Below are 22,826 nucleotides of genomic sequence, written 5' to 3'. Positions count from 1 at the left end.
TAGGGCCATCAGCCACAAAAAAGCCGACCCTGAGGTCGGCTTTTTCATGCAGCTCAGGCCATCAACCCGCCCGACGCAACAGCCAGACACCGGCCAAGGCACAGATCCCCGCCGGGATCACCACCGCCAGCAGCGGCGGGAAGCCGAACACCTGGCTAGAAGGCCCCAGCAGGTCCTGGGCAATACGGAACACGAAACCCACCAGCACACCGGTGAACACACGCTGGCCCAGGGTGACCGAACGCAGCGGGCCGAAGATGAACGAGATCGCCATCAGCACCAGCGCCGCGGTAACCATCGGCTGCAGCACCTTGGTCCAGAACGCCAACCAGTAACGGGCATTGTTCAGGCCTTGGTCGGACAGGTAGTGGATGTAATCCCACAACCCGGTAATGGACAGCGACTCCGGCGCCAGGATCACGGTATTGAGCAGTTCTGGCGTGAGCGAAACGTCCCAGCGCTCCTGCGGCGCGCCGACCACTTCGGTGTGGTCGCCACGGAAGTAGGTGGTACGCACGTCGGCGAGCAGCCAGTGGTCGTTCTGGTACTGCGCGCGGCGGGCGAAGCTTGAGGTGACGATCTTGCGCTCGCTGTCGAAGCGGTAACGGGTCACACCCAGCAGCAGGCCGTTGGGCTGTACGGAGTTGATGTGCACATACTCTTCACCCTGGCGGTGCCACATGCCGCGCTTGGAGCTCTGCGCCTCACCACCGCCCTGGGCCAGGGAACGGTCGGCCTGGGCCTTGTTCTCGGTCACCGGTGCCACGTATTCGCCGATCAGCAGCCCTACCAGCATCAGCACCAGCATCGGCTTCATCACCGCCCAGACGATGCGGCCGATAGACACCCCGGCCGCACGCATGATGGTCAGTTCGCTGCTGCTGGCCAGGCTGCCCAGGCCGATCAGGCAGCCGATCAAGGCCGCCATCGGCAGCATGTCATAGAGCCGCCGGGGTGCTGTCAGCAGGACGAAGTTGCCGGCCTCCATCAACGTGTAGGTATCACTCAGGTCGCCCATCTCGTCGATGAAGGCGAACAGCGAGGCCAGGCCGAGGATGATGCCCAGCACGGCCAGAATGGCCAGCAGCACGCTCTGGCCGATGTAGCGGTCCAGCTTACCCATGGGCCACCTCCGCACGACGGGCGGCACGCTTGAGGCGCAGCGGTTCCCAGTACAACAGGCCAAGGCCGATCAACAGGAACAGGCCGTGGACCCACCACATGCCCAGGCCAATCGGCAATTTGCCCTTCTCGAGGGCGCCACGTACGGAAATCAGCATTGTCAGGTAAGCCATGTACAAAAGAATAGCCGGCAGCAGCTTGAGGAAGCGGCCCTGACGGGGGTTGACCCGGGACAGCGGCACCGCCAGCAAGGTAACGACGAATACCAAGATCGGCAGCGACAACCGCCACTGCAGCTCGGCGCGCTCTCGCAGGCCCTCCTTGCCGATCAGCTCGGAAGTGGGAATGGCTTCGCGCTCGGTCACTTCTTCGGCCACTTCCGGTTTGGGCAGCTGCACGCCATAGGTGTCGTACTTGATCGCACGGTAATCGGCCTGACCAGGATTGCCGTCATAGCGGTAGCCGTTTTCCAGCACCAGGTAGCGGTTACCGTCGGCCTGGATCTCCTGGTGACCTTTTTCAGCGACCAGTACCGACGGGGCACGGTCCTTGGTCTTGTCCTGGTTGAAGCGCTTCTCGGAGATGAACACCCCGGACAGGTTGACGCGGTCGTCCGACAGCTGCTCGGTGTAGGTCACCCGCGAACCGTCACGCAGGGTCTGGAAGCGGCCCGGCACCAAGGTGTCGAACTCGGTCAGCGTGTCCTGCTGGGCAATGATCTGCTGCACCTGGGCAACGCCCAACGGCGCAAGGCTCAGGCTCAGCCAGGCCACCAGCAGGGCAACCAGGGCCGCCGGCGCCATGGTCAGCCCCAACAGGCGCTGCTGGCTCATACCGGTTGCAGACAGCACGGTCATCTCGCTTTCCAGGTACAGCCGCCCGTAAGCCAGCAAAATGCCGAGGAACAGCCCCAGAGGCAGGATCAGTTGCAGGAAACCCGGCAGCCGGAAGCCCATGATCAGGAACAGCACGCCCGGATCGAGCACGCCCTGGGCGGCCTGGGCCAGATATTTGATGAAGCGCCCACTCATGATGATCACCAGCAGCACTGCGCTGACGGCGCTCAAGGTCACCAGGACCTCGCGGGACAGATAACGAAAGACGATCAAACCAGACACTCCTGGGTTGTCAGGGCGGACTGCCATGCAATGGCGCCAAACAATGACTTAGTACAGCCAAGACCAATGCCGGTTCGCCAAAGGCGAACCTCCATGTAAAGTGCGCGCATTATCCTGTGATTGACCGCGCCTGTCACTTGGCCGCGCATGAAGGCGCATATCGGGGTTGTCAGCACGCTTGCCGCAGGCTCAAACTGGCAGCTTTTCCGCTGGCGCGCGACTACGCGGCCAAGCCCGTCCTGAGCGCTGGAACACACAGCGCCACTTGTATCGATCATTCGGGGACCCTGACATGGAACTGGTTGTAAAAAGCGTAGCTGCTGCATCCGTAAAAACTGCCACTCTGGTCATTCCGGTAGGTGAAAACCGCAAGCTTGGCGCCGTTGCCAAGGCGGTCGACCTGGCCAGCGAAGGTGCCATCAGCGCTGTGCTCAAACGCGGCGACCTGGTGGGCAAGCCAGGCCAGACCCTGCTGCTGCAGAACCTGCAGGGCCTGAAAGCTGAGCGCGTGCTGCTGGTGGGCAGTGGCAAGGACGAAGCCCTGGGTGACCGCACCTGGCGCAAACTGGTCGCCAGCGTGGCCGGCGTGCTCAAGGGCCTGAATGGCGCCGATGCCGTGCTGGCCCTGGACGATGTCGCAGTCAACAACCGCGATGCCCACTACGGCAAATACCGCCTGCTGGCAGAAACCCTGCTCGACGGCGAGTACGTGTTCGACCGCTTCAAGAGCCAGAAGGTCGAGCCACGCGCCCTGAAAAAAGTCACCCTGCTGGCCGACAAGGCCGGCCAGGCGGAAGTCGAGCGTGCCGTCAAGCACGCCAGCGCCATTGCCACCGGCATGGCCTTCACCCGCGACCTGGGCAACCTGCCGCCTAACCTGTGCCACCCAAGTTTCCTCGCCGAACAGGCCAAGGACCTGGGCAAGGCGCACAAGGCGCTGAAGGTCGAGGTACTGGAGGAGAAGAAGATCAAGGACCTGGGCATGGGCGCGTTCTACGCCGTGGGCCAGGGCAGCGACCAGCCACCGCGCCTGATCGTGCTCAACTACCAGGGCGGCAAGAAGGCTGACAAGCCGTTCGTGCTGGTGGGCAAGGGCATCACCTTCGATACCGGCGGCATCAGCCTCAAGCCAGGCGCCGGCATGGACGAAATGAAGTACGACATGTGCGGCGCTGCCAGCGTGCTCGGCACCCTGCGTGCAGTGCTTGAACTGCAACTGCCAGTCAACCTGGTATGCCTGCTGGCCTGCGCCGAGAACATGCCAAGCGGCGGCGCCACCCGCCCGGGTGACATCGTCACCACCATGAGCGGCCAGACCGTGGAAATTCTCAACACCGACGCCGAAGGCCGCCTGGTGCTGTGCGACACCCTGACCTACGCCGAGCGCTTCAAGCCGCAGGCGGTGATCGACATCGCCACCCTGACCGGCGCCTGCATCGTCGCCCTGGGCAGCCACACCACCGGCCTGATGGGCAACAATGACGACCTGGTCGGCCAGTTGCTCGACGCTGGCAAGCGCGCCGACGACCGTGCCTGGCAATTGCCGCTGTTCGACGAATACCAGGAGCAGCTGGACAGCCCGTTCGCCGACATGGGCAACATCGGCGGGCCGAAGGCCGGGACCATCACCGCAGGCTGCTTCCTGTCGCGCTTCGCCAAGGCCTACAACTGGGCGCACATGGACATCGCCGGTACCGCCTGGATCAGTGGTGGCAAGGACAAGGGCGCCACAGGCCGCCCGGTGCCCCTGCTGACCCAGTACCTGCTGGACCGCGCTGGCGCCTGATGCCGTGAGGCCGGTGGTGTCTAGCGCACCATCGGCCGGCGATGACCACCATGAGCAAAGTCGACTTCTACATCTTGCCCACCGACTCGCTGTCGGCGCGGCTCGATTTCGCCTGCAAACTGTGCGAAAAGGCCTGGCGCCTCGGTCACCGGGTCTATCTGCATTGCCAGGATGCCGAGCAGCGCAACGAGCTGGACCTGCGTTTGTGGCGCTTCAAGGGTGAGGCCTTCGTGCCCCACGACCTGGCCGAGCTGCATGCCGATGCCGGCGTGGCCCTTGGCCTGGATGACAGCGCGGGCGATCACCGCGACCTGCTGATCAACCTGGGGGCCGGCGTGCCGGGCTTCGTCGGCCAGTTCGAGCGCGTGGCCGAAATCGTGGTGGAAGAGCCTGGCATCCGCCAATCCGCCCGTGAACGATTCCGTTTCTACCGCGAACAGGGCTATGCTCTGCAAGACCACCGCTTACAGCGACTTTGACGACGATGGACAAGCCCTCCCCTTTGCCCGACTCCGCCCATCTGCTCGATGACCTCGAGTCGATCCGCCAGCTGCTTGGCGATGCCGACCTGCAACCGCCGCTGCTGACCGAGACGGTGGAGCAGATCCCGTTGCTGCTGGAAGAACCTGCCGGTCACCCTGCACCTGATAGCAAACCGATCGCTGTCGAGCCCGAGGAAGACCCGCAGACCCGCCGGCAGGACACCCTGCTGCACCTGGAAAGCGAGCTGCGCGCAGCGGCGCAGATGATCATGCAGGACGTGATCAACGACTTCACCCCGCATATCGAAAACGAGATCAAGCGCCGGCTGGATGCGCGGATCGAGCGCTTGATCAAGCGAACCGAGTGATATTCCGGGGCCGCTTTGCGGCCCATTCGCGGCACAAGGCCGCTTCTGCAGGCACCGCGATCCCTGTAGGAGCGGCCTTGCGCCGCGAATGGGCTGCAAAGCAGCCCCAGCGGCTGTCGCCTCAACACCCCAGCTTGGTTATACTTCCCGGCTTTCCCGAATAAATGCACAGGGTCCCGCCGCGCATGGATAAGACCTACCAGCCGCACGCCATCGAAACTTCCTGGTACAACACCTGGGAGTCCGAGAACTATTTCGCCCCACAAGGTGCAGGCGAGTCCTACACCATCATGATCCCGCCGCCGAACGTGACCGGCAGCCTGCACATGGGCCACGGGTTCAACAACGCGATCATGGATGCCCTGATCCGTTTCCGCCGTATGCAAGGCCGCGACACCCTCTGGCAGCCAGGTACCGACCACGCCGGTATCGCCACCCAGATGCTGGTCGAGCGCCAGCTCGAAGCCAAGGGCCAGAACCGGCATGACCTGGGCCGCGAAAAGTTCCTGGAAAAGGTCTGGGAATGGAAGGACCAGTCCGGCGGCAACATCAGCCGCCAGATCCGCCGCCTGGGCTCGTCGGTAGACTGGAGCCGCGAGCGCTTCACCATGGACGACGGCCTGTCCGAAGCGGTCAAGGAAGCTTTCGTGCGCCTGCATGAAGACGGCCTGATCTACCGCGGCAAGCGCCTGGTCAACTGGGACACCAAGCTGCACACGGCCATCTCCGACCTCGAAGTGGAAAACCACGACGAAAAAGGCCACCTGTGGAACCTGCGCTACCCGCTCGCCGACGGCGCCAAGACCGCCGAAGGCCTGGACTACCTGGTCGTCGCCACCACCCGTCCGGAAACCCTGCTGGGTGACGCAGCCGTTGCGGTCAACCCGAACGACGAACGCTACCAGGCACTGATCGGCAAGTTCGTCGAACTGCCGCTGGTCGGCCGCCGCATCCCGATCATCGCCGACGACTACTGCGACCCCGAGTTCGGTACCGGCTGCGTGAAGATCACCCCGGCTCACGACTTCAACGACTATGAAGTCGGCAAGCGCCACAACCTGCCACTGCTGAACATCTTCGACAAGAACGCCTTCGTGCTGGCCAGTGCCCAGGCCTTCAACCTCGACGGCAGTATCAACGAGCAGGTCGACACCCGCCTGCCTGCCCAGTACGCCAACCTCGACCGCTTCGTCGCGCGCAAGCAGATCGTTGCCGACCTCGACGCCCAGGGCCTGCTGGTGAGCATTGACGACCACGCCCTGAAAGTGCCGAAAGGCGACCGTTCGGGCACCGTCATCGAGCCGTGGCTGACCGACCAGTGGTACGTTTCCACCAAGCCGCTGGCAGAACCTGCCATCGCTGCCGTGGAAGATGGCCGCATCCAGTTCGTGCCCAAGCAGTACGAGAACATGTACTTCTCCTGGATGCGTGACATCCAGGACTGGTGCATCAGCCGCCAGCTGTGGTGGGGCCACCGCATCCCGGCGTGGTACGACGAGGCCGGCCAGGTCTACGTTGGCCGCGACGAAGCCGAAGTGCGTGCCAAGCACAACCTGGGCGCCGACGTGGCCCTGCGCCAGGACGACGACGTACTCGACACCTGGTTCAGCTCGGGCCTGTGGACCTTCTCCACCCTGGGCTGGCCGGAACAGACCGAGTTCCTCAAGAAGTTCCACTCCACCGATGTGCTGGTAACCGGCTTCGACATCATCTTCTTCTGGGTTGCGCGCATGATCATGCTGACCATGCACCTGATCAAGAACGAAGATGGCACCCCGCAGGTACCGTTCAAGACCGTGTATGTGCACGGCCTGGTACGCGACGGCCAGGGCCAGAAGATGTCCAAGTCCAAGGGCAACGTCCTCGACCCGCTGGACATCGTCGACGGCATTACCCTCGACGCCCTGCTGGAAAAACGCACCAGCGGCATGATGCAGCCCAAGCTGGCCGAGAAAATCGCCAAGCAGACCAAGGCCGAGTTCCCCGAGGGTATCGCCAGCTACGGCACCGACGCCCTGCGCTTCACCTTCTGCTCGCTGGCCTCCACTGGCCGCGACATCAAGTTCGACATGGGCCGCGTCGAAGGCTACCGCAACTTCTGCAACAAGATCTGGAACGCCGCCCGCTATGTGCTGGACAAGGGCGAGGACTGCGGCCAGAACGGCGAAGCCTACGAGCTGTCGCTGGCTGACCGCTGGATCATCTCGCAGCTGCAGCGCACCGAAGCCGAAGTGACCCGCCAGCTGGAGCAGTTCCGCTTCGACCTGGCCAGCCAGGCGCTGTACGAGTTCATCTGGAACCAGTACTGCGATTGGTACCTGGAACTGTCCAAGCCGGTACTGTGGGACGAAAACGCCCCGGTCGAGCGCGCCCGTGGCACCCGCCGCACTTTGGTGCGCGTACTGGAAGTGGCGCTGCGCCTGGCGCACCCGTTCATGCCTTTCATTACCGAAGAAATCTGGCAGCGTATCGCGCCGCTGGCCGGTATCGAAGGCAAGACCATCATGCTGCAGCCTTGGCCAGTGGCCAATGAAGCCCGTATCGACGCGGCTGCCGAAGGCGACATCGAGTGGCTGAAGGAGCTGATGGTCGGCCTGCGCAATATCCGCGCCGAAATGAACATCGGCCCAGGCAAGCCACTGCCGCTGTTCCTGAAGAACGCCAACGCCGACGACCAGCGCCGCCTGCAGGAAAACGAAGCGCTGCTGAAGAAACTGGCCAAGGTCGAGTCGTTCACCGTCCTGGGGGATGCTGATGAGGCGCCGTTGTCGGCCACTGCCTTGGTCGGTGACCTGCAAGTGCTGGTGCCTATGGCTGGCCTGATCGACAAGGATGCCGAGCTGGCGCGCCTGAACAAGGAAATCCAGCGTCTGCAAGGCGAAGTGCAACGCGTGGGCGGCAAGCTCTCCAACGCCGCCTTCGTCGACAAGGCACCGCCTGCGGTCATCGAGAAGGAACGCGCCAAGCTGGCCGAGTCCGAACAGGCCCTCGCCAACTTCACCGAGCAGCATGCGCGGATTGCTGCGCTGTAACTTGACAATGCTGACCTGACCCGCGAGGGCTTTGCCCTCGTTCGCGGCACAAGGCCGCTCCTACAGGGACGGCGCCGGTTTGAAGGGCGCCGCTATCCTGTGGGAGCGGCCTTGTGCCGCGAATGGGCCCACAGCGGCCCTCTGGCCAGCACCTGCAGCACCGGACCCGAGCATGACCCAAAACAAACCCACCTTGCACCCGCGCAACCGCCACCAGGGCCGTTACGACTTCCCCAGCCTGATCAAGGCCCACCCTGACCTGGCCCGTTTCACCATTACCAACCCACACGGCAAACCCAGCATCGACTTCGCCAACCCCGAAGCCGTGCGGGTGTTCAACCGTGCCCTGCTCAAGGCCCAGTACGGCATTCAGCACTGGGACATCCCCGCCGACTACCTGTGCCCGCCCATTCCCGGCCGCGCCGACTACATCCACGTGGCCGCCGACCTGTTGGCCGACGACAATGCGGGTGAAATCCCCAAGGGCGCCAAGGTGCGTGCGCTGGATATCGGCGTTGGCGCCAACTGCATCTACCCGCTGCTGGGCTACAGTGACTACCGCTGGCGCTTCCTCGGCTCGGACATCGACCCCGTGGCCCTGGCCTCGGCCAAAGCCATTGTCCAGGCCAATGGCCTGGGCAAGGCCATCACCCTGCGCCAGCAGGCCAACCGCGCGCATATTCTCAGCGGCTTGCTGCAGGACGACGACCGCTTCGACCTGACCCTGTGCAACCCGCCCTTCCATGCCTCGCGCGAGGAAGCCACCCGTGGCAGCCAACGCAAGTGGAAGAACCTGGGCAAGCAGGACCCCAAGCGCAAGCTGCCGGTGCTGAACTTCGGCGGCCAGAACAATGAACTGTGGTGTGAAGGCGGTGAAATCCGCTTTGTCAGCCAACTGGTTGGCGAAAGCGTGCAATACGCCGAGCAGGTGTTGTGGTTCACCAGCCTGGTATCCAAAGCCAGCAACCTGCCGGGTATCGAGGCTGCGCTCAGCAAAGCAGGCGCCAAAGCCGTGCGCATCCATGACATGGGCCAGGGCCAGAAGCAGAGCCGCATGGTCGCCTGGAGCTTCCAGGACGACGCCGCGCGCAAGGCCTGGCACGCCCGGCGTAAAACCCAGGCATGAAAAAACCGCGCCTGGGCAAGCCAGGCGCGGTTTTTGTCAACGCTTCAACAATTACTTGTTGATGGCATCGGTCAGCACTTTGGCTGGAACGAACTTGACGACTTTCTTGGCAGCGATTTCGATGGCAGCGCCAGTCGAAGGGTTGCGGCCGGTACGGGCAGGACGCTCGGAGACTTTCAGCTTGCCGATGCCTGGCAGAGTGATTTCAGCGCCGTTTTCCAGCTGGTCGGCAACGATCTGGCCCAGTTGCTCCAGAGCGTTCTTGGCGGTGGTTTTTGGCGCGGCGATCGATTCGGCGATGTCGGCAATCAGTTGGTCTTTGGTCAATGCCATGGTGGTGTTCCTTCCCTATCAAATTCGATGGTTATGCAGCGAACTACGACGTTATCGGGCCAGCCCCTTACAGTGGAGGGCCGCGCCAATTGCGTATGTAGATACATAAATCGGCGTTTGGTTCGACACGACGACAGCACGCTGCCAGCACTGCGCCACACGAGGGGCGCAAGACCGCGCAAAACTACCACAGGAATGGATAAATATCCGCTGCGCACTTCGATTTAATGCAGGTTTTTCGGGGGTTTTAGCCTAAAACGCAGAAAACTGAACAAAAAACGAACAACCGACATATCTGCCAACATACGGCCACTGCATCACCTTGTGTCTAGGGTAAACTTGCCAACTTTTGCAGCTCGCCGAGAATCCCATGCCAATCCGTCATTGCATCGTTCACCTGATCGACAAAAAGCCCGATGGCAGCCCTGCTGTACTGCATGCCCGCGACGCCGAGCTGGCCGCATCCGATGCCATCGAAAACCTGCTGGCAGACCTCAACGACAGTTACAACGCCAAGCAAGGCAAGGCCTGGGGTTTTTTCCACGGTGAGTCTGGGGCCTACCCGCTCAGTGGCTGGCTGAAGCAGTACCTCGATGAGGAAAAGGACTTCACCGCCTTCAGCCGCGTGGCGGTGGAACACCTGCAAAAGCTGATGGAAGAGTCCAACCTGTCCACCGGCGGGCACACCCTGTTTGCCCATTACCAGCAAGGCATGACCGAGTACCTGGCGATTGCCCTGCTGCACCACAGCGAAGGCGTGGCAGTGAACGCCGAGCTTGATGTAACGCCTTCGCGCCACCTAGACCTTGGCCAGCTGCACCTGGCAGCGCGCATCAACCTGTCGGAATGGCAGAACAACAAGAGTTCCAAACAGTACATTTCGTTCATCAAGGGCAAGAACGGCAAAAAGGTCTCGGACTATTTCCGCGACTTCATCGGCTGCCAGGAAGGCGTCGACGGCCCAGGCGAAACCCGCACCCTGCTCAAGGCTTTCAGTGACTTCGTCGAGAGCGAAGACCTGCCGGAAGCGTCTGCCCGCGAAAAGACCCAGACCCTGGTCGATTACGCCACCACCCAGACCAAGCTGGGCGAACCGGTCACGCTGGAAGAGCTGTCCAGCCTGATCGACGAGGACCGGCCCAAGGCGTTTTACGACCATATCCGCAACAAGGATTACGGCCTGTCTCCGGAAATCCCCGCAGACAAACGCACCCTCAACCAGTTCCGTCGCTTCACTGGCCGGGCCGAAGGCCTGTCGATCAGCTTCGAGGCGCACCTGCTGGGGGACAAGGTTGAATATGACGAAGAGGCTGGTACCTTGGTCATCAAGGGCCTGCCAACGCAGCTGGTCGATCAGCTCAAGCGCCGCAAGGACTGATCAGCTGCCTGCATAGGAGGCGACCAGCGCCTCCTTGGCCGACTTGCGCAGCCGCTTCACCAGGCGCTCCTGGCGCAATGCCTCGCCTTTGTTCGGCCACTGCTCCACATACACCAGCGCCTGCGCGGGGCTGGTCTTGAAATACCGCGCGCCCTGCCCTTTCTGATGCGCCACGAAACGCCGCTGCGGGTCGTCACTGATGCCGCAGTAGAGCGAACCATTGGCGGCACGCACAAGGTAGACATACCAGGGTTTCGCTACCGGTTGCGGCAATTCTTCACTCACGACGCCAGCTCTTTCGATGATTAATTTGGTGAGCCCAACGCTTGAGGGCTACATCATGTTCCGCACACTACCGCAAATACTGCTCGGTGCAACGCTGTCGACCATCGCCGTTACCGCCAACGCCTCGATCGGCGCAAAGGTCGCCCAAAAAATGCAGGCCAACTACGACGCGACCCCGCCACAATGCGAGGGCGAAGCCGTACCCGCCCATGCCTGTTCCGGGGTGCTGCTAAGGTCGACCCGGCCCTCGCCCGCGTATCACACCTGGCACCACAGCCCCAACTCCAAGGCCAAAGGTGCGGTGTCGTTTTCCTACCTGCGCGCAGATATTCCGGTGACCCGCCTGGCAGAAGATGGCCGCAGCGGTTTCACCCTGCACCCCATGCTGCAAAGGCCCAAAGGCACCCTGCGCTATGAAATGCTCTGCGCCATGCCCAGCGATGGCGATACCTGGGAACGCGGCTCCCGCGGCTGCGGCGACAACCGCCAGACGGCGGATGTCGAAACCGTCTGCCATGAGCAAGGCATCCTGACGGCCGAGGACTGGATCGCACAGTTCAGAAAAACCGGTGACTACAAACAGCAATGTGCCTTCGACATCCAGCGCGCCCGGGTGCCGGAGCGGGCCGAGGCTTTCCACCAAAGCCTGCGGGTCAAGCAATTGTTCGCCGCTGAAATGCCATTCCCGTGGAACGAGGTGATGATCGGCGCGTGGGACGAAGCACGCTCCGGCAGCTTGCCCATCCAATCGTTCTTCTACATCGACGGCCCATACGGCGCGCTTGAGCAGGCTCAGGCGGACCAACGCGACTGGCACCAGACCCACGGCAGCTTCATTCCCGTCATCCGCATACAACTGCCGAAGTCACTGCAGGACGGTGCCAGGTTCAGCTACCACGACGGCGATCAGGCTGTAGCGCTGCCCTGACTGTGCTGGTAAGCCCGCAGGCCCTTGAAGGCCTGCTGGCGCACCTTGTTCTTGAGCATGGGTGACCACCCCAGCAACATACCCGGCACACCCAACGCCTGCCGCGACCAGCGCCACAAGTCGAAGGTATCGTCATGCTGGCAGATCAACCCGTCGCGAATCACAAACCGTGCCTGGATGTCGTTGACCACAACACGGCCGGTCTGGCTGAACAGGTAGGTCGCCACCCAGTGCGCGCCGCCACTGCGCTCGTCGGCGCGCACACTGTCGAATGCCAGGGTGAAGTTTTTGGCCCGGGTAGCGAGCATCCGCCACATGTCGCCCACATCCCTGCCGCGCAGGGTGCCGAAAACCGGGTCGCTGAAAACGATATCGTCGCTGTAACAGGCCACCATGGCCTCGGCGTCCAGGCGCTGGAAAGCCTGGTAGAAGCGGGTGATCAGGTCGCGGTTGGCGTCGCTCATGGGGCAGGTCCGTCCAGGGCTCGAAAACAGCACCATAATCTGCCCCGCAGGCTTATGCCAGTGCCGGCCCCACTGGGATCACGCTGCCCGCAAAATGTGTGCAATGCCAGCGGGAGCGGCTTTACCCGCGATAGCGCCGGCAGTGCCAGCACGGGCCTCAAACTTTCTCGCAGGTCACCTGCACATGCAAAGCACGCCCGGCACCCAGCCCGAATACGATGGCGCCAATGCCCAGCACGGCAAAAATCCAGCCCAGTGCCGCCCAGCCCCCGGTGATGTCGTGCACCAGGCCCACCGCAAACGGCCCCATCGACGCCAGGGTGTAACCTACCCCCTGGGCCATGCTCGACAGGTTCGCCGCCACATGGGCATCTTTCGAGCGCAGCACGATCAAGGTCAGCGCCAGGGCAAAGGTGCCACCTTGCCCCAGGCCCAGCACCACGGCCCATCCCCACAACCCGGACAACGGTGCATACAGGCAACCGAACAGGCCGGCCAGGGTGATGAGCATGACCAGCACGATGGCCAGCCGCTGGTCCTTGCCACGGGTGGCCAGCCAGGGCGCACTGAGCGAACTGACCAGTTGCACGATCACCGACCCCGACAACACCAGGCCTGCGTCGGTCGGGCTCAGGCCGCGGCCGATGAGGATCGACGGCAACCAACCGAACACGATGTACGCCAGCGATGACTGCAGGCCCATGTACAGGGTTACCTGCCAGGCCAGCGGGTCACGCCACAGGCCACGCACGCGATAGGCCACCTTGTGCAGGCCATGCCCCCGTCGCGCCTGCGGCAGCCACACCAACATGGCCAGCAACGCCGGCAACGCCCAGAAGCCCAGCCCCATTGCCCAGCCACCCTCAAAATGCTGGGCCAAAGGCACCGTCGCCCCCGCCGCCATCGCCGCACCCAGGCACAACGCCATGGTGTAGACGCCAGTCAGCGTGCCAGCATGTTGCGGGAAGTCGCGTTTGACGATACCTGGCAACAAGACGCCGATGATGCCGATGCTGGCCCCCGCCATCAGGCTGCCGAGAAACACCCCGACAGCCCCAAAGGCGCTTCGTACCACGATGCCTAGCGCCAGGGTGACGAGAATGCCGAGGATCACCCGCTCGCTGCCAAAGCGCCGCGCGAGCACCGGTGCCAGCGGGGCAAACAAGCCAAGGCAAAGTACCGGCAAGGTGGTCAGCAAGCCGGCCTGCGAGGCATTAAGCCCGAGGCCCTCGGACACCTGCCCCAGCACCGGCGCCATGCTCGACAGCGCCGGGCGCAGGTTCAATGCAACCAGCACCAGGCCAAGCAGCAACAGCCAAGGCCGCCGCAACACCACAGGTTGCTGCTGAACCTGCTCATCGTCAGCTTCGGCATCGATCAAAAGCTCATCGAGGTCGCGCTCGTTGCGCGGGGTGTTATGGGTTATGGATTCAGCCATGGCCTTCTCGGAGTCAGGATTCGATGAGGGTACGGCTCAGGCGCTTGGCCCGCTCCGCATCACGTTGTTCGATGGCGTCGAGGATCTGCCCATGCAGATCGAACGTGGCCTGGCAACGGGGCACGGTTGCCATGTTGTGCTTCAGAGCAGCCGCCACCACCCCGGCAAAGTACCGGTACAGCTCGCTTAACGCCGGGTTGTGCGCGGCATCGACCAGCCGCTGGTGAAATACCAGGTCGCACGCTACATATTCATCGACATCCCCGTGAAAGTGCCCGGCACTGCCGGCCAAGGCATCACGCAGCGCTTGCAGATCAGTATCCGTTCGGCGCAGCGCCGCCAGGCCAACGGCTTCAGCCTCAAGGATATGGCGGGTTTCCCGGGCCTGCTCCGGGGTGCAGCGCGACATTGCCTGCACCGCCTGCAAGGGGTCATGCGCCGTGCGCAAGTAGCTACCGTCGCCCTGACGAATTTCCACCAGGCCACTGAAAGCCAGCACGCGCATCGCCTCGCGCACGGTGTTGCGGCTTATGCCCAGCTGATGGGCCAGCTCCGGCTCAGTCGGCAAGCGCTGCCCGACCTGCCAATCGCCCATCACGATACGCTCGCGCATGCGCTCCACGGCCAGCTCCACGAGAGAGCGCTTGGTCAACTCGGTACCCATCTCACTCAACCAATCATCCGATGAATCGACAGAGCTTAGTGGATATCGGGCAGCCGGGCAAACCACCAGGTATTTGAACCCAGGCGTTCGGGGTCGAAGAGAGCAGCCGTTAGGCTGTGGGCATGCCCTGCGAATAGGGGGCGCGGTGCCTGGCACCGGCTTCGCCGGTGTTCGCGGGGCAAGCCCGCTCCCACAGGGCGACTGCTAAATCAGGCAGTTAGCAGCTGCTCTGTGGAAGCGCAGGGCCATCAATCACGTCAGTTCAACGCATCGAGCAGCGCCTGGTTCATGTCTGGCGTGCCGATGGTAATGCGCAGGAACTGGGCAATGCGCGGCTGCTTGAAGTGGCGCACGATCACACCTTGCTCGCGCAGGCGTGCAGCCAGTTCGCCGGCATCTTGGTGCGGGTGGCGGGCAAAGATGAAGTTGGCGGCCGAAGGCAGTACCTCGAAACCCTTGGCCTCAAGCTGCCTGACCAAGACCTCGCGGCTCTCGATCACCTTGCGGCAGGTTTCCTCGAAATACTCGCGGTCTTCGAATGCCACCGCCGCGCCAACGATCGCAGCACGGTCCAAGGGATAGGAGTTGAAGCTGTTCTTGATCCGCTCCAGCGCCTCGATCAGGTCCGGATGCCCTACCGCCAGCCCCACCCGCAAGCCAGCCAACGAGCGCGACTTCGACAACGTCTGGGTAACCAGCAGATTGTCGTAGCGGTCCACCAGGCTGATGGCCGTCTCGCCACCGAAATCGATGTAGGCCTCATCGACCACCACCACCGAGTCACGGTTGGCCTGCAGCAACTGTTCCACCGCCTGCAGCGGCATCAGGCAGCCAGTCGGCGCATTGGGGTTGGGGAAGATGATGCCGGCATTTGGCTTGTTGTAGTCCTCGATGCGGATCTGGAACTGCTCATCCAGCGCCACCTGCTCGAAGGCAATACCGTACAGGCCGCAATAGACCGGGTAGAAGCTGTAGCTGATGTCCGGGAACAACAGCGGCGCATCGTGCTGGAACAGGCCGTGGAAGATGTGCGCCAGCACCTCGTCCGAGCCGTTGCCGACAAACACTTGCGCCGGGGTTACGCCGTAGTACTCGGCGACCGCCTGCTTCAGCCGGTCACCGTTCGGGTCCGGGTACAAGCGCAGGTTGTCGTTAAGCTCGCCACGCATGGCCTCCAGCGCCTTGGGCGACGGGCCGTAGGGGTTTTCGTTGGTGTTCAGCTTGACCAGACGGGCCAGCTTGGGTTGCTCGCCCGGCACATAAGGCACCAGGTCCTTGACGAAGGGGCTCCAGAATCGACTCATGCTCAGTTCCCCTTCTCTTGGGTCAGGATACGGTATTCGGCGCTGCGGGCGTGGGCGGTCAGCGACTCGCCACGGGCCAGGACCGAAGCCGTGTGGCCCAGCTCGGACGCGCCCTGCTCGGAGCAGAAAATGATCGACGAACGCTTCTGGAAGTCATACACCCCCAACGGCGACGAGAACCGCGCGGTGCCGGAGGTAGGCAGCACGTGGTTGGGCCCGGCGCAGTAATCGCCCAGCGCTTCGCTGGTGTGACGGCCCATGAAGATCGCGCCAGCGTGGCGAATGTGCGGCAACCAGGCTTGCGGGTCGGCCACCGACAGTTCCAGGTGCTCCGGGGCAATGCGGTTGGCCACATCCATGGCCTGTTGCATGTCACGCACCTGGATCAGTGCACCACGGCCATTGATCGACTTCTCGATGATGTCGGCACGTTCCATGGTCGGCAGCAGCTTGCTGATGCTGGCCGCAACACGGTCGAGGAATGCGGCATCCGGGCTGACCAGGATGGCCTGGGCGTCTTCATCGTGCTCGGCCTGGGAGAAGAGGTCCATGGCGATCCAGTCCGGGTCGGTCTGGCCGTCGCATACCACGAGGATTTCCGACGGGCCGGCGATCATGTCGATGCCTACCTGGCCGAATACGTGGCGTTTGGCGGTGGCTACGTAGATGTTGCCCGGGCCGACGATCTTGTCCACCTGCGGCACGCTTTCGGTGCCGTAGGCCAGTGCAGCAACCGCCTGGGCACCACCGACGGTGAATACGCGGTCCACACCGGCGATGCAGGCGGCAGCCAGCACCAGTTCGTTGACCTCGCCACGCGGGGTCGGCACTACCATTACCACTTCGGCCACGCCGGCAACCTTGGCCGGAATGGCGTTCATCAGCACCGACGAAGGGTACGACGCCTTGCCGCCCGGCACATACAGGCCTGCACGGTCCAGCGGGGTGACCTTCTGACCCAGCACAGTGCCGTCGGCCTCGGTGTACTGCCAGGAGTCCTGCTTCTGCCGTTCGTGGTACATGCGCACGCGGTTGGCGGCCTTTTCCAAGGCTTCGCGCTGGACCGGGGTAATGCGGGTCAGGGCCAGCTCCAGGCGCTCGCGACCGAGGATCAGGTCATCGATGCTGTTGGCCGAAACGCCGTCGAAACGCTGGGTGAACTCTACCAGTGCCGCATCGCCGCGCTCGCGCACGCCCTTGATGATGTCGAGCACGCGCTGGTTGACCGCGTCATCGGACACACTCTCCCAGCTCAGCAGATGATCCAGATGTCGGGCGAAATCCGGATCAGCAGCGTTGAGACGGGCAATTGCAGTGGACACGGTCATGGCGAGGGCCTCGATTATTAGCGAATGCTCAGGCACCCTAGGCTACCAGTCCATCCGCGCGGGCACCCGAGAAAAGTGGCTATGACGCGGATAGACGGGCGCGACGGCGAAAGCCGCGCGCAGTCGGTAGAGAGTCAGCCGCGGTGTCGCGATTCGACTGCTTGACGCAGCGTGTCGATCAGGCTCTGGATACGGGCGTGCTGCATTTTCATGGAAGCCTTGTTGACCACCAGGCGCGAGCTGATCGTGGCGATCAGGTCCTGGGGCTCCAGGCCGTTGGCACGCAGAGTGTTGCCAGTGTCGACCACGTCGATGATCTTGTCGGCGAGGTTGATCAGCGGTGCCAGTTCCATCGAACCGTACAATTTGATGATATCGACCTGACGGCCCTGTTCGGCGTAGTAGCGTTTGGCTACGTTGACGAACTTGGTGGCCACGCGCAGGCGGCCCTTGGGCTCGGGTGCGCCGACCACGCCGGCAGTCATCAGCTTGCACTGGGCAATCTGCAGGTCCAGGGGTTCGTACATACCCTGGCCGCCGTACTCCATCAGCACGTCCTTGCCGGCCACACCCAGGTCGGCGGCACCATGCTCGACATAGGTCGGCACATCGGTCGCACGCACGATCAGCAGGCGCACATCGTCCTGCGTGGTGGGGATGATCAGTTTGCGGCTCTTGTCCGGGTTCTCGGTCGGCACAATACCGGCCTCGGCCAGCAACGGCAGGGTGTCGTCGAGAATACGGCCTTTGGAAAGCGCGATGGTCAACATTGGAACGTCGGTCCTTAAGCGGCTGCTGCCGGCCAGGTCATCGACCTGGCCGCATTCAATTCGAAAGGTGCATCCTTGCACCTGCGGGCTATTAGCCCGAAGGTGCATCCTTGCACCTGCGGGCTATTAGCCCGGTACGCGGCGGATTTTCGCGCCGAGCATCTGCAGTTTCTCTTCGATGCACTCGTAACCACGGTCGATGTGGTAGATGCGGTCGATCAGGGTATCGCCTTCGGCAACCAGCGCCGACAGCACCAGGCTGGCGGACGCACGCAGATCGGTGGCCATGACCGGGGCACCTTTGAGCGACTTGACGCCAGTGACGATGGCAGTGTTGCCCTCGACCTGGATCTGCGCGCCCATGCGGTGCATTTCGTAAACGTGCATGAAGCGGTTTTCGAAGATGGTTTCGATCACCGCGCCGGTGCCTTCGGCAATGGCGTTGAGCGAAATGAACTGCGCCTGCATGTCGGTCGGGAACGCCGGGTACGGGGCGGTACGCAGGTTGACGGCCTTTGGCCGCTTGCCATGCATGTCCAGCTCGATCCAGTCTTCGCCGGTGTTGATGTCGGCACCGGCTTCCTTGAGTTTTTCCAGTACGGCTTCAAGGATGGTCGGGTCGGTGTCCTTGACCTTGACGCGGCCACCGGTCACGGCAGCAGCGACCAGGTAGGTACCGGTCTCGATGCGGTCCGGCATGACGCGGTAGCTGGCCGAATGCAGGCGCTCGACGCCATCGATGGTAATGGTGTCGGTACCGGCGCCCTGGACATTGCCGCCCATGGCATTGATGAAGTTGGCCAGGTCGACCACTTCAGGCTCGCGCGCGGCGTTCTGCAACACGCTGCGGCCCTTGGCCAGGGCAGCGGCCATCATGATGTTCTCGGTACCGGTGACGCTGACGGTGTCGAAGAAGAAGTGCGCACCGCGCAGGCCACCCTCAGGCGCCTTGGCCTTGATGTAGCCACCTTCCACTTCGATCTTCGCGCCCATGGCCTCGAGGCCGCGGATGTGCAGGTCGACCGGGCGCGAACCAATGGCGCAACCGCCAGGCAGGGCCACTTCGGCTTCGCCGAAACGGGCAACCATCGGGCCCAGTACCAGGATCGAGGCGCGCATGGTCTTGACCAGCTCGTAAGGCGCAACCAAGGTCTTGATGGTGCGTGGGTCGATCTCCACCGACAGCTTCTCGTCGATCACAGGCTCGATGCCCATGCGGCCGAACAGCTCGATCATGGTGGTGATGTCGTGCAGGTGTGGCAGGTTGCCCACGGTGACCGGGCCATCGGCCAGCAGGGTCGCCGCCAGAATCGGCAAGGCTGCGTTCTTCGCGCCCGAAATGCGGATCTCGCCGTCAAGGCGAGCGCCGCCAGTAATAATCAGTTTGTCCATTGGAGTCTCGCCGCCAAGTTGGCTCAGGTGCGCTCAGCCCAGGCTGCGCTGCTGAAAAATTTCATGGTTACCGCATGGATGCTGCCATTGGCGATCCATGGGTTCAGGTGAGCATAGATCGCCTGCTGGCGTTTGACCGGGCTCAGGCCAGCCAACTCGTCGCTGATCACGTTCAACTGGAAGTTGCAGCCTTCGCCTTCAACTTCGACCCGGGAACCCGGCAATTTCTCTTCAAGGAAGCTTTTAACTTCTACGGCCTGCATGCTCAACCTCAATCGGCGCCCGATGCGCACGGGTCGGCCATCATACAAAAAAGCCCCCCGCCTGCGAAGCCCAACGAGGGCTTCGCTGACCGAGGGGCCATCATCCGTGCCGGGCCATCAGGTTGCCAGCACTTCATCAAGGTCATAGACCTCGGCAATTTCCCGCATGTCGTCAGGCATGCCGCGGACCTCGCAGGCCTTGCCGGTGGCTTGGCCATCGCGAATGAACGCAAGCAACAGCGACAGGCCAACGCTCGACGACTTTTCGACAGCCGAGCAATCCAGCACCAGGTGCGGCTCGCGGGAGGCGTCGATCAGCGACTTGCCCTGCTTGCGCAAGGCGGGGCCGGTACGGTAGTCCAGCACGCCGGCCAGGCGCATAACGCCTGGCTCAGCCATGCTTACGCCGGCCTCACTCATTTCACTTCCTTGTCAGGCGAGCTGTCTGCTGCCTGCTTGGCCTTGGCCACTTCACCCGCCCAGCCGTCGATGGTCTTGTCCAGGTTGTTGCCATTGCGCTGCATGGCATCGGCAAACTGGTCACGGAACAGCTTGCCAATGTTGATGCCGTTGACGATGACGTTACGCACCTTCCACTCACCACCGATGTTTTCCAGGGTGTACTGCACCGGGTAAACGGCACCGTTGTTACCGGTGACCTTCATGCCTACGCTGGCGCGCTTGCCGTCATCGGCTTTGGCCGGGTCGACGACGATGCCCTGGTTGTTGTATTCGAGCAGCGCATTGCCATAGAACTGCATCAGGCTGCGCTTGAAGTTTTCCTGGAAGCGCTGCATCTGCTCAGGTGTGGCCTTGCGCGAGTACTTGACGGTCATGATGCTGCGGGAAATACCGTCAGCGTCCACCACCGGGCCCAGGATGCGGTTGAGCGCATCGTAGAAGGCGCTGGGGTTGGACTTGTACTGCTCCTTGTTGGCCTTGAGGTCACCCAGCAGTTCATTGGTCGTGCCCTGAACCACCTCGTGAGGCGACTGCGCCGCCAGGGTCAGCAGGGGGAAGGCCGCCAGCAGGACCAGCAGGCCACGTCGCAGGATCGAAATCATGGATACTCCTTAATTAGCCGGTTGCGCTTCTTTCGGTTCCTTGCCAACGGAGTTGAGCAGGAACTTGCCAATCAGATCTTCCAGCACCAAGGCCGACTGGGTGTCGTGGATGGTCGCGCCATCCTTGAGCACCTGATCTTCGCCGCCCACGCTGATGCCGATGTACTTCTCGCCAAGCAGACCGGCAGTCAGGATCGAGGCCGTGGAGTCGGTCGGCAGGTTGTCCACCGACTTGTCCAGCTGCAACGTCACCCGACCGGTGTAGGAATCCCGGTCCAGATCGATGGCGGTGACCTTGCCGATGGTCACACCGGCCATGGTCACTTTAGCTCTGACCGTCAAACCGGCGATATTGTCGAAGTAGGCATAAACTTTATAGGTATCGCTGCTCGGGCTGGCCGACAGCCCGCTGACACGCAGGGCCAGCAGCAGCAGCGCCAGGATCCCGGCCAGGAGGAACAGGCCGACACCGATTTCCAGGGTGCGGTTTTGCATCAGAAATCTCCAAACATCAAGGCGGTCAGAATAAAGTCCAGACCCAGCACTGCCAACGAGGCATAGACCACGGTCTTGGTGGTGGCACGGCTGATCCCTTCTGAGGTGGGCTCGCAGTCGTACCCCTGGAATACGGCAATCCAGGTTGTGACGAAGGCGAACACCAGGCTCTTGATCAGCCCGTTAAGCACGTCGTCAGTGAAAGAAACACTGTTCTGCATGTTGGCCCAGAACGAGCCTTCGTAGACGCCCAGCCAGTCCACGGCCACCCACGAGCCACCCCAGATGCCGACCACGCTGAAAATCAGCGCCAGCAACGGCAGCGAGATGAAACCGGCCCACAGGCGCGGCGCGACGATGTACTTGAGCGGGTCGACGCCGATCATTTCCAGGCTCGACAGCTGCTCGGTCGACTTCATGTTGCCGATTTCGGCGGTCAGGGCGGACCCTGCACGGCCGGCGAACAGCAACGCCGTTACCACCGGGCCGAGCTCACGCAGCAGGGTCAGGGCGACCATCTGCCCCACTGCCTGCTCCGAGCCGTACCTGGCCAGGATGCTGTAGCCCTGCAGCGCCAGCACCATGCCGATAAACACCCCGGACACGACAACGATCGCCAGCGACAACACGCCCACCGAGTACAGCTGCCTGGTCAGCAGCTGGAAGCCGCCGCCGATACCGCCACGGCCAACCAGCGCATGGAACAGGAACAGGCAGGAACGCCCGAGCACGGCCAGCACATCGATTGCCGAACGGCCCAGCAGGCGAACACGTTCGAGTAAGGATTTTCTGCGCATCAACGCGCTCCCAGCAGGTCGGCGCGGTAGTCAGGCGCAGGAAAGTGGAAGGGTACCGGGCCGTCCGGGTCGCCCTTCATGAACTGGCGAATGCGAGGGTTGTCCGAGCCCATCAGCTCGTCGGGCGTCCCCTGCCCCAGCACCTGGCCGTCGCCTACCACGTAGAGGTAGTCGGCGATGCTGGCGGTTTCCGCCAGGTCGTGGGAAACGACGATGCTGGTAATGCCCAGGGCATCGTTGAGCAAGCGGATCAGGCGCACCAGTACGCCCATGGCGATCGGGTCCTGGCCGACGAACGGCTCGTCGTACATAAGGATCTGCGGGTCCAGGGCAATTGCCCGCGCCAGCGCCACACGGCGCTTCATGCCACCGGACAATTCGTCAGGCATCAGGTCGATGGCACCCCGCAGGCCCACGGCCTGCAGCTTCATCAGCACGATGTCGCGGATCATTTCGTCCGACAGCTGGGTGTGCACGCGCAGCGGGAACGCGACGTTCTCGAACACATCGAGGTCGGTGAACAGCGCGCCACTCTGAAACAGCACACCCATCTGTTTGCGGGCGTCGAACAGGTCGCTGCGCGACAGCGTCGGCAGGTTCTGGCCGGCAACCCATACCTCACCGCTGGAGGGGCGCAATTGCGCACCCATCAGGCGGAGCAACGTGGTCTTGCCGCAACCCGATGGCCCCATGATGCCGGTGACCTTGCCGCGCGGGATGCGAATGTCGACGTTGCTGAAAATGCTGCGCGAACCACGTTTGAAGGTAACCCCCTTCAACTCGACCGCGTAGGCGCTATCCACACTCATCTAGACTCCTTGCTAGTGCAGCCTCGTCCTAATGGACGCCGGCCTCCATCAGGAAGGCACAAGCGCCCCTGGCAGGCCGA

General features: G+C 62.8%; 24 protein-coding genes. 7 read left to right on the top strand and 17 right to left on the bottom strand.

Features of this window, described 5'->3' with window-relative positions; genetic code table 11:
• Positions 1-61: 61 nt before the first annotated feature.
• Both lptG and lptF read right to left on the bottom strand, forming a co-directional pair.
• Positions 62-1,123: an LPS export ABC transporter permease LptG gene (gene lptG, locus LU684_RS13160; RefSeq protein WP_016485066.1), complete on the bottom strand. Its 1,062-nt coding sequence runs from the start codon at positions 1,121-1,123 to the stop codon at positions 62-64.
• Complete coding sequence (lptF, locus tag LU684_RS13155; protein ID WP_016485065.1) at positions 1,116-2,231, bottom strand: LPS export ABC transporter permease LptF; 1,116 nt, start codon at positions 2,229-2,231, stop codon at positions 1,116-1,118. Before lptF ends, lptG begins: the two co-directional genes overlap by 8 nt.
• 301 nt (positions 2,232-2,532) lie before the next feature.
• On the opposite strand from lptF, the gene LU684_RS13150 reads away from it, so the two are divergent.
• The 5 genes from LU684_RS13150 (at position 2,533) to rlmF (ending at position 9,034) form a co-directional block, all read left to right on the top strand.
• The gene (locus tag LU684_RS13150; protein ID WP_232894712.1) at positions 2,533-4,026 is read left to right on the top strand and encodes a leucyl aminopeptidase; all 1,494 of its coding nucleotides are present in this window, start codon (positions 2,533-2,535) and stop codon (positions 4,024-4,026) included.
• Between the two features lie 50 nt (positions 4,027-4,076).
• Complete coding sequence (locus LU684_RS13145; protein WP_024717624.1) at positions 4,077-4,505, top strand: DNA polymerase III subunit chi; 429 nt, start codon at positions 4,077-4,079, stop codon at positions 4,503-4,505.
• A gap of 5 nt (positions 4,506-4,510) precedes the next feature.
• Entirely contained in the window at positions 4,511-4,876 is a 366-nt protein-coding gene (locus LU684_RS13140; protein WP_016485061.1) for a hypothetical protein, read from the top strand.
• Positions 4,877-5,061: 185 nt separating this feature from the next.
• Positions 5,062-7,908 carry a valine--tRNA ligase gene (locus tag LU684_RS13135; protein ID WP_060517599.1) on the top strand — a complete coding sequence of 949 codons (2,847 nt, stop codon included), beginning with the start codon at positions 5,062-5,064 and terminating at the stop codon, positions 7,906-7,908.
• 172 nt (positions 7,909-8,080) lie between these two features.
• On the top strand, positions 8,081-9,034 hold the full coding sequence (gene rlmF, locus LU684_RS13130; RefSeq protein WP_016485059.1) for a 23S rRNA (adenine(1618)-N(6))-methyltransferase RlmF: 954 nt from the start codon (positions 8,081-8,083) through the stop codon (positions 9,032-9,034).
• A 51-nt stretch (positions 9,035-9,085) separates the two neighbouring features.
• Here the strand turns inward: rlmF and LU684_RS13125 are convergent, their stop codons facing one another.
• On the bottom strand, positions 9,086-9,367 hold the full coding sequence (locus LU684_RS13125) for an HU family DNA-binding protein (RefSeq protein ID WP_023046954.1): 282 nt from the start codon (positions 9,365-9,367) through the stop codon (positions 9,086-9,088).
• Positions 9,368-9,737: 370 nt separating this feature from the next.
• Here LU684_RS13125 and yejK point away from each other — a divergent pair, with 370 nt between their 5' ends.
• Positions 9,738-10,745 carry a nucleoid-associated protein YejK gene (gene yejK, locus LU684_RS13120; protein ID WP_016485058.1) on the top strand — a complete coding sequence of 336 codons (1,008 nt, stop codon included), beginning with the start codon at positions 9,738-9,740 and terminating at the stop codon, positions 10,743-10,745.
• Here yejK and LU684_RS13115 read toward each other — a convergent pair whose 3' ends face one another.
• Positions 10,746-11,030, bottom strand: a complete 285-nt coding sequence (locus LU684_RS13115; RefSeq protein WP_016485057.1) for a GIY-YIG nuclease family protein — start codon at positions 11,028-11,030, stop codon at positions 10,746-10,748. It lies immediately after the preceding gene.
• Between the two features lie 28 nt (positions 11,031-11,058).
• On the opposite strand from LU684_RS13115, the gene LU684_RS13110 reads away from it, so the two are divergent.
• On the top strand, positions 11,059-11,958 hold the full coding sequence (locus LU684_RS13110) for a hypothetical protein (RefSeq protein ID WP_143499763.1): 900 nt from the start codon (positions 11,059-11,061) through the stop codon (positions 11,956-11,958).
• On the opposite strand, the gene LU684_RS13105 is transcribed toward LU684_RS13110, so the two are convergent.
• The 13 genes from LU684_RS13105 to LU684_RS13045 all read right to left on the bottom strand — a co-directional run bounded on the left by LU684_RS13105 (position 11,937) and on the right by LU684_RS13045 (position 22,746).
• The gene (locus LU684_RS13105; RefSeq protein ID WP_060517601.1) at positions 11,937-12,422 is read right to left on the bottom strand and encodes a nuclear transport factor 2 family protein; all 486 of its coding nucleotides are present in this window, start codon (positions 12,420-12,422) and stop codon (positions 11,937-11,939) included. The genes LU684_RS13110 and LU684_RS13105 overlap by 22 nt on opposite strands.
• Before the next feature lie 157 nt (positions 12,423-12,579).
• A complete protein-coding gene (locus tag LU684_RS13100) occupies positions 12,580-13,860 on the bottom strand; it encodes a CynX/NimT family MFS transporter (RefSeq protein ID WP_060517603.1) in 1,281 nt (426 codons plus the stop codon).
• A gap of 13 nt (positions 13,861-13,873) precedes the next feature.
• On the bottom strand, positions 13,874-14,524 hold the full coding sequence (locus tag LU684_RS13095) for a FadR/GntR family transcriptional regulator (RefSeq protein ID WP_060517605.1): 651 nt from the start codon (positions 14,522-14,524) through the stop codon (positions 13,874-13,876).
• A gap of 257 nt (positions 14,525-14,781) precedes the next feature.
• Complete coding sequence (gene hisC / locus LU684_RS13090; RefSeq protein WP_016485052.1) at positions 14,782-15,828, bottom strand: histidinol-phosphate transaminase; 1,047 nt, start codon at positions 15,826-15,828, stop codon at positions 14,782-14,784.
• Positions 15,829-15,830: 2 nt separating this feature from the next.
• A complete protein-coding gene (gene hisD / locus LU684_RS13085) occupies positions 15,831-17,156 on the bottom strand; it encodes a histidinol dehydrogenase (RefSeq protein ID WP_023046950.1) in 1,326 nt (441 codons plus the stop codon).
• 134 nt (positions 17,157-17,290) lie between these two features.
• Positions 17,291-17,926, bottom strand: coding sequence for an ATP phosphoribosyltransferase (hisG, locus tag LU684_RS13080; RefSeq protein WP_016485050.1), 636 nt, complete (start codon positions 17,924-17,926; stop codon positions 17,291-17,293).
• A 126-nt stretch (positions 17,927-18,052) separates the two neighbouring features.
• The gene (gene murA, locus LU684_RS13075) at positions 18,053-19,318 is read right to left on the bottom strand and encodes a UDP-N-acetylglucosamine 1-carboxyvinyltransferase (protein ID WP_016485049.1); all 1,266 of its coding nucleotides are present in this window, start codon (positions 19,316-19,318) and stop codon (positions 18,053-18,055) included.
• A gap of 23 nt (positions 19,319-19,341) precedes the next feature.
• Entirely contained in the window at positions 19,342-19,581 is a 240-nt protein-coding gene (locus LU684_RS13070; protein ID WP_003255121.1) for a BolA family protein, read from the bottom strand.
• A 117-nt stretch (positions 19,582-19,698) separates the two neighbouring features.
• Positions 19,699-20,001 carry an STAS domain-containing protein gene (locus LU684_RS13065; protein ID WP_016485047.1) on the bottom strand — a complete coding sequence of 101 codons (303 nt, stop codon included), beginning with the start codon at positions 19,999-20,001 and terminating at the stop codon, positions 19,699-19,701.
• Positions 19,998-20,645, bottom strand: coding sequence for an MlaC/ttg2D family ABC transporter substrate-binding protein (locus tag LU684_RS13060; protein ID WP_016485046.1), 648 nt, complete (start codon positions 20,643-20,645; stop codon positions 19,998-20,000). Before LU684_RS13060 ends, LU684_RS13065 begins: the two co-directional genes overlap by 4 nt.
• A gap of 9 nt (positions 20,646-20,654) precedes the next feature.
• On the bottom strand, positions 20,655-21,140 hold the full coding sequence (mlaD, locus tag LU684_RS13055) for an outer membrane lipid asymmetry maintenance protein MlaD (protein WP_016485045.1): 486 nt from the start codon (positions 21,138-21,140) through the stop codon (positions 20,655-20,657).
• Positions 21,140-21,937 (bottom strand): lipid asymmetry maintenance ABC transporter permease subunit MlaE, encoded by a 798-nt coding sequence (mlaE, locus tag LU684_RS13050; protein ID WP_016485044.1) that lies wholly within the window; start codon positions 21,935-21,937, stop codon positions 21,140-21,142. The genes mlaD and mlaE overlap by 1 nt, the downstream gene beginning before the upstream one ends.
• Positions 21,937-22,746, bottom strand: a complete 810-nt coding sequence (locus LU684_RS13045; protein ID WP_016485043.1) for an ATP-binding cassette domain-containing protein — start codon at positions 22,744-22,746, stop codon at positions 21,937-21,939. The genes mlaE and LU684_RS13045 overlap by 1 nt, the downstream gene beginning before the upstream one ends.
• Positions 22,747-22,826: the final 80 nt, after the last annotated feature.

Source organism: Pseudomonas sp. NMI542_15 (assembly GCF_021283425.1).
Classification (GTDB): Bacteria; Pseudomonadota; Gammaproteobacteria; order Pseudomonadales; family Pseudomonadaceae; genus Aquipseudomonas; species Aquipseudomonas fortuita.
Note: the sequence above shows the minus strand (reverse complement) of the source record. Positions and strands in the feature narration are given on the sequence as shown.

What these genes read in the sequence shown, in the direction of transcription:
- LU684_RS13145 (WP_024717624.1), top strand. Translation starts at nt 4,077, where the DNA reads ATGAGCAAAGTCGACTTCTACATCTTGCCCACCGACTCGCTGTCGGCG.
- LU684_RS13140 (WP_016485061.1), top strand. Translation starts at nt 4,511, where the DNA reads ATGGACAAGCCCTCCCCTTTGCCCGACTCCGCCCATCTGCTCGATGAC.
- LU684_RS13095 (WP_060517605.1), bottom strand. Translation starts at nt 14,524, where the DNA reads ATGGGTACCGAGTTGACCAAGCGCTCTCTCGTGGAGCTGGCCGTGGAG.
- murA (WP_016485049.1), bottom strand. Translation starts at nt 19,318, where the DNA reads ATGGACAAACTGATTATTACTGGCGGCGCTCGCCTTGACGGCGAGATC.
- hisD (WP_023046950.1), bottom strand. Translation starts at nt 17,156, where the DNA reads ATGACCGTGTCCACTGCAATTGCCCGTCTCAACGCTGCTGATCCGGAT.
- LU684_RS13135 (WP_060517599.1), top strand. Translation starts at nt 5,062, where the DNA reads ATGGATAAGACCTACCAGCCGCACGCCATCGAAACTTCCTGGTACAAC.
- hisC (WP_016485052.1), bottom strand. Translation starts at nt 15,828, where the DNA reads ATGAGTCGATTCTGGAGCCCCTTCGTCAAGGACCTGGTGCCTTATGTG.
- lptG (WP_016485066.1), bottom strand. Translation starts at nt 1,123, where the DNA reads ATGGGTAAGCTGGACCGCTACATCGGCCAGAGCGTGCTGCTGGCCATT.
- LU684_RS13105 (WP_060517601.1), bottom strand. Translation starts at nt 12,422, where the DNA reads ATGAGCGACGCCAACCGCGACCTGATCACCCGCTTCTACCAGGCTTTC.
- LU684_RS13070 (WP_003255121.1), bottom strand. Translation starts at nt 19,581, where the DNA reads ATGCAGGCCGTAGAAGTTAAAAGCTTCCTTGAAGAGAAATTGCCGGGT.
- LU684_RS13100 (WP_060517603.1), bottom strand. Translation starts at nt 13,860, where the DNA reads ATGGCTGAATCCATAACCCATAACACCCCGCGCAACGAGCGCGACCTC.
- LU684_RS13065 (WP_016485047.1), bottom strand. Translation starts at nt 20,001, where the DNA reads ATGAGTGAGGCCGGCGTAAGCATGGCTGAGCCAGGCGTTATGCGCCTG.
- mlaD (WP_016485045.1), bottom strand. Translation starts at nt 21,140, where the DNA reads ATGCAAAACCGCACCCTGGAAATCGGTGTCGGCCTGTTCCTCCTGGCC.
- hisG (WP_016485050.1), bottom strand. Translation starts at nt 17,926, where the DNA reads ATGTTGACCATCGCGCTTTCCAAAGGCCGTATTCTCGACGACACCCTG.
- rlmF (WP_016485059.1), top strand. Translation starts at nt 8,081, where the DNA reads ATGACCCAAAACAAACCCACCTTGCACCCGCGCAACCGCCACCAGGGC.
- LU684_RS13045 (WP_016485043.1), bottom strand. Translation starts at nt 22,746, where the DNA reads ATGAGTGTGGATAGCGCCTACGCGGTCGAGTTGAAGGGGGTTACCTTC.
- LU684_RS13125 (WP_023046954.1), bottom strand. Translation starts at nt 9,367, where the DNA reads ATGGCATTGACCAAAGACCAACTGATTGCCGACATCGCCGAATCGATC.
- yejK (WP_016485058.1), top strand. Translation starts at nt 9,738, where the DNA reads ATGCCAATCCGTCATTGCATCGTTCACCTGATCGACAAAAAGCCCGAT.
- LU684_RS13060 (WP_016485046.1), bottom strand. Translation starts at nt 20,645, where the DNA reads ATGATTTCGATCCTGCGACGTGGCCTGCTGGTCCTGCTGGCGGCCTTC.
- mlaE (WP_016485044.1), bottom strand. Translation starts at nt 21,937, where the DNA reads ATGCGCAGAAAATCCTTACTCGAACGTGTTCGCCTGCTGGGCCGTTCG.
- LU684_RS13150 (WP_232894712.1), top strand. Translation starts at nt 2,533, where the DNA reads ATGGAACTGGTTGTAAAAAGCGTAGCTGCTGCATCCGTAAAAACTGCC.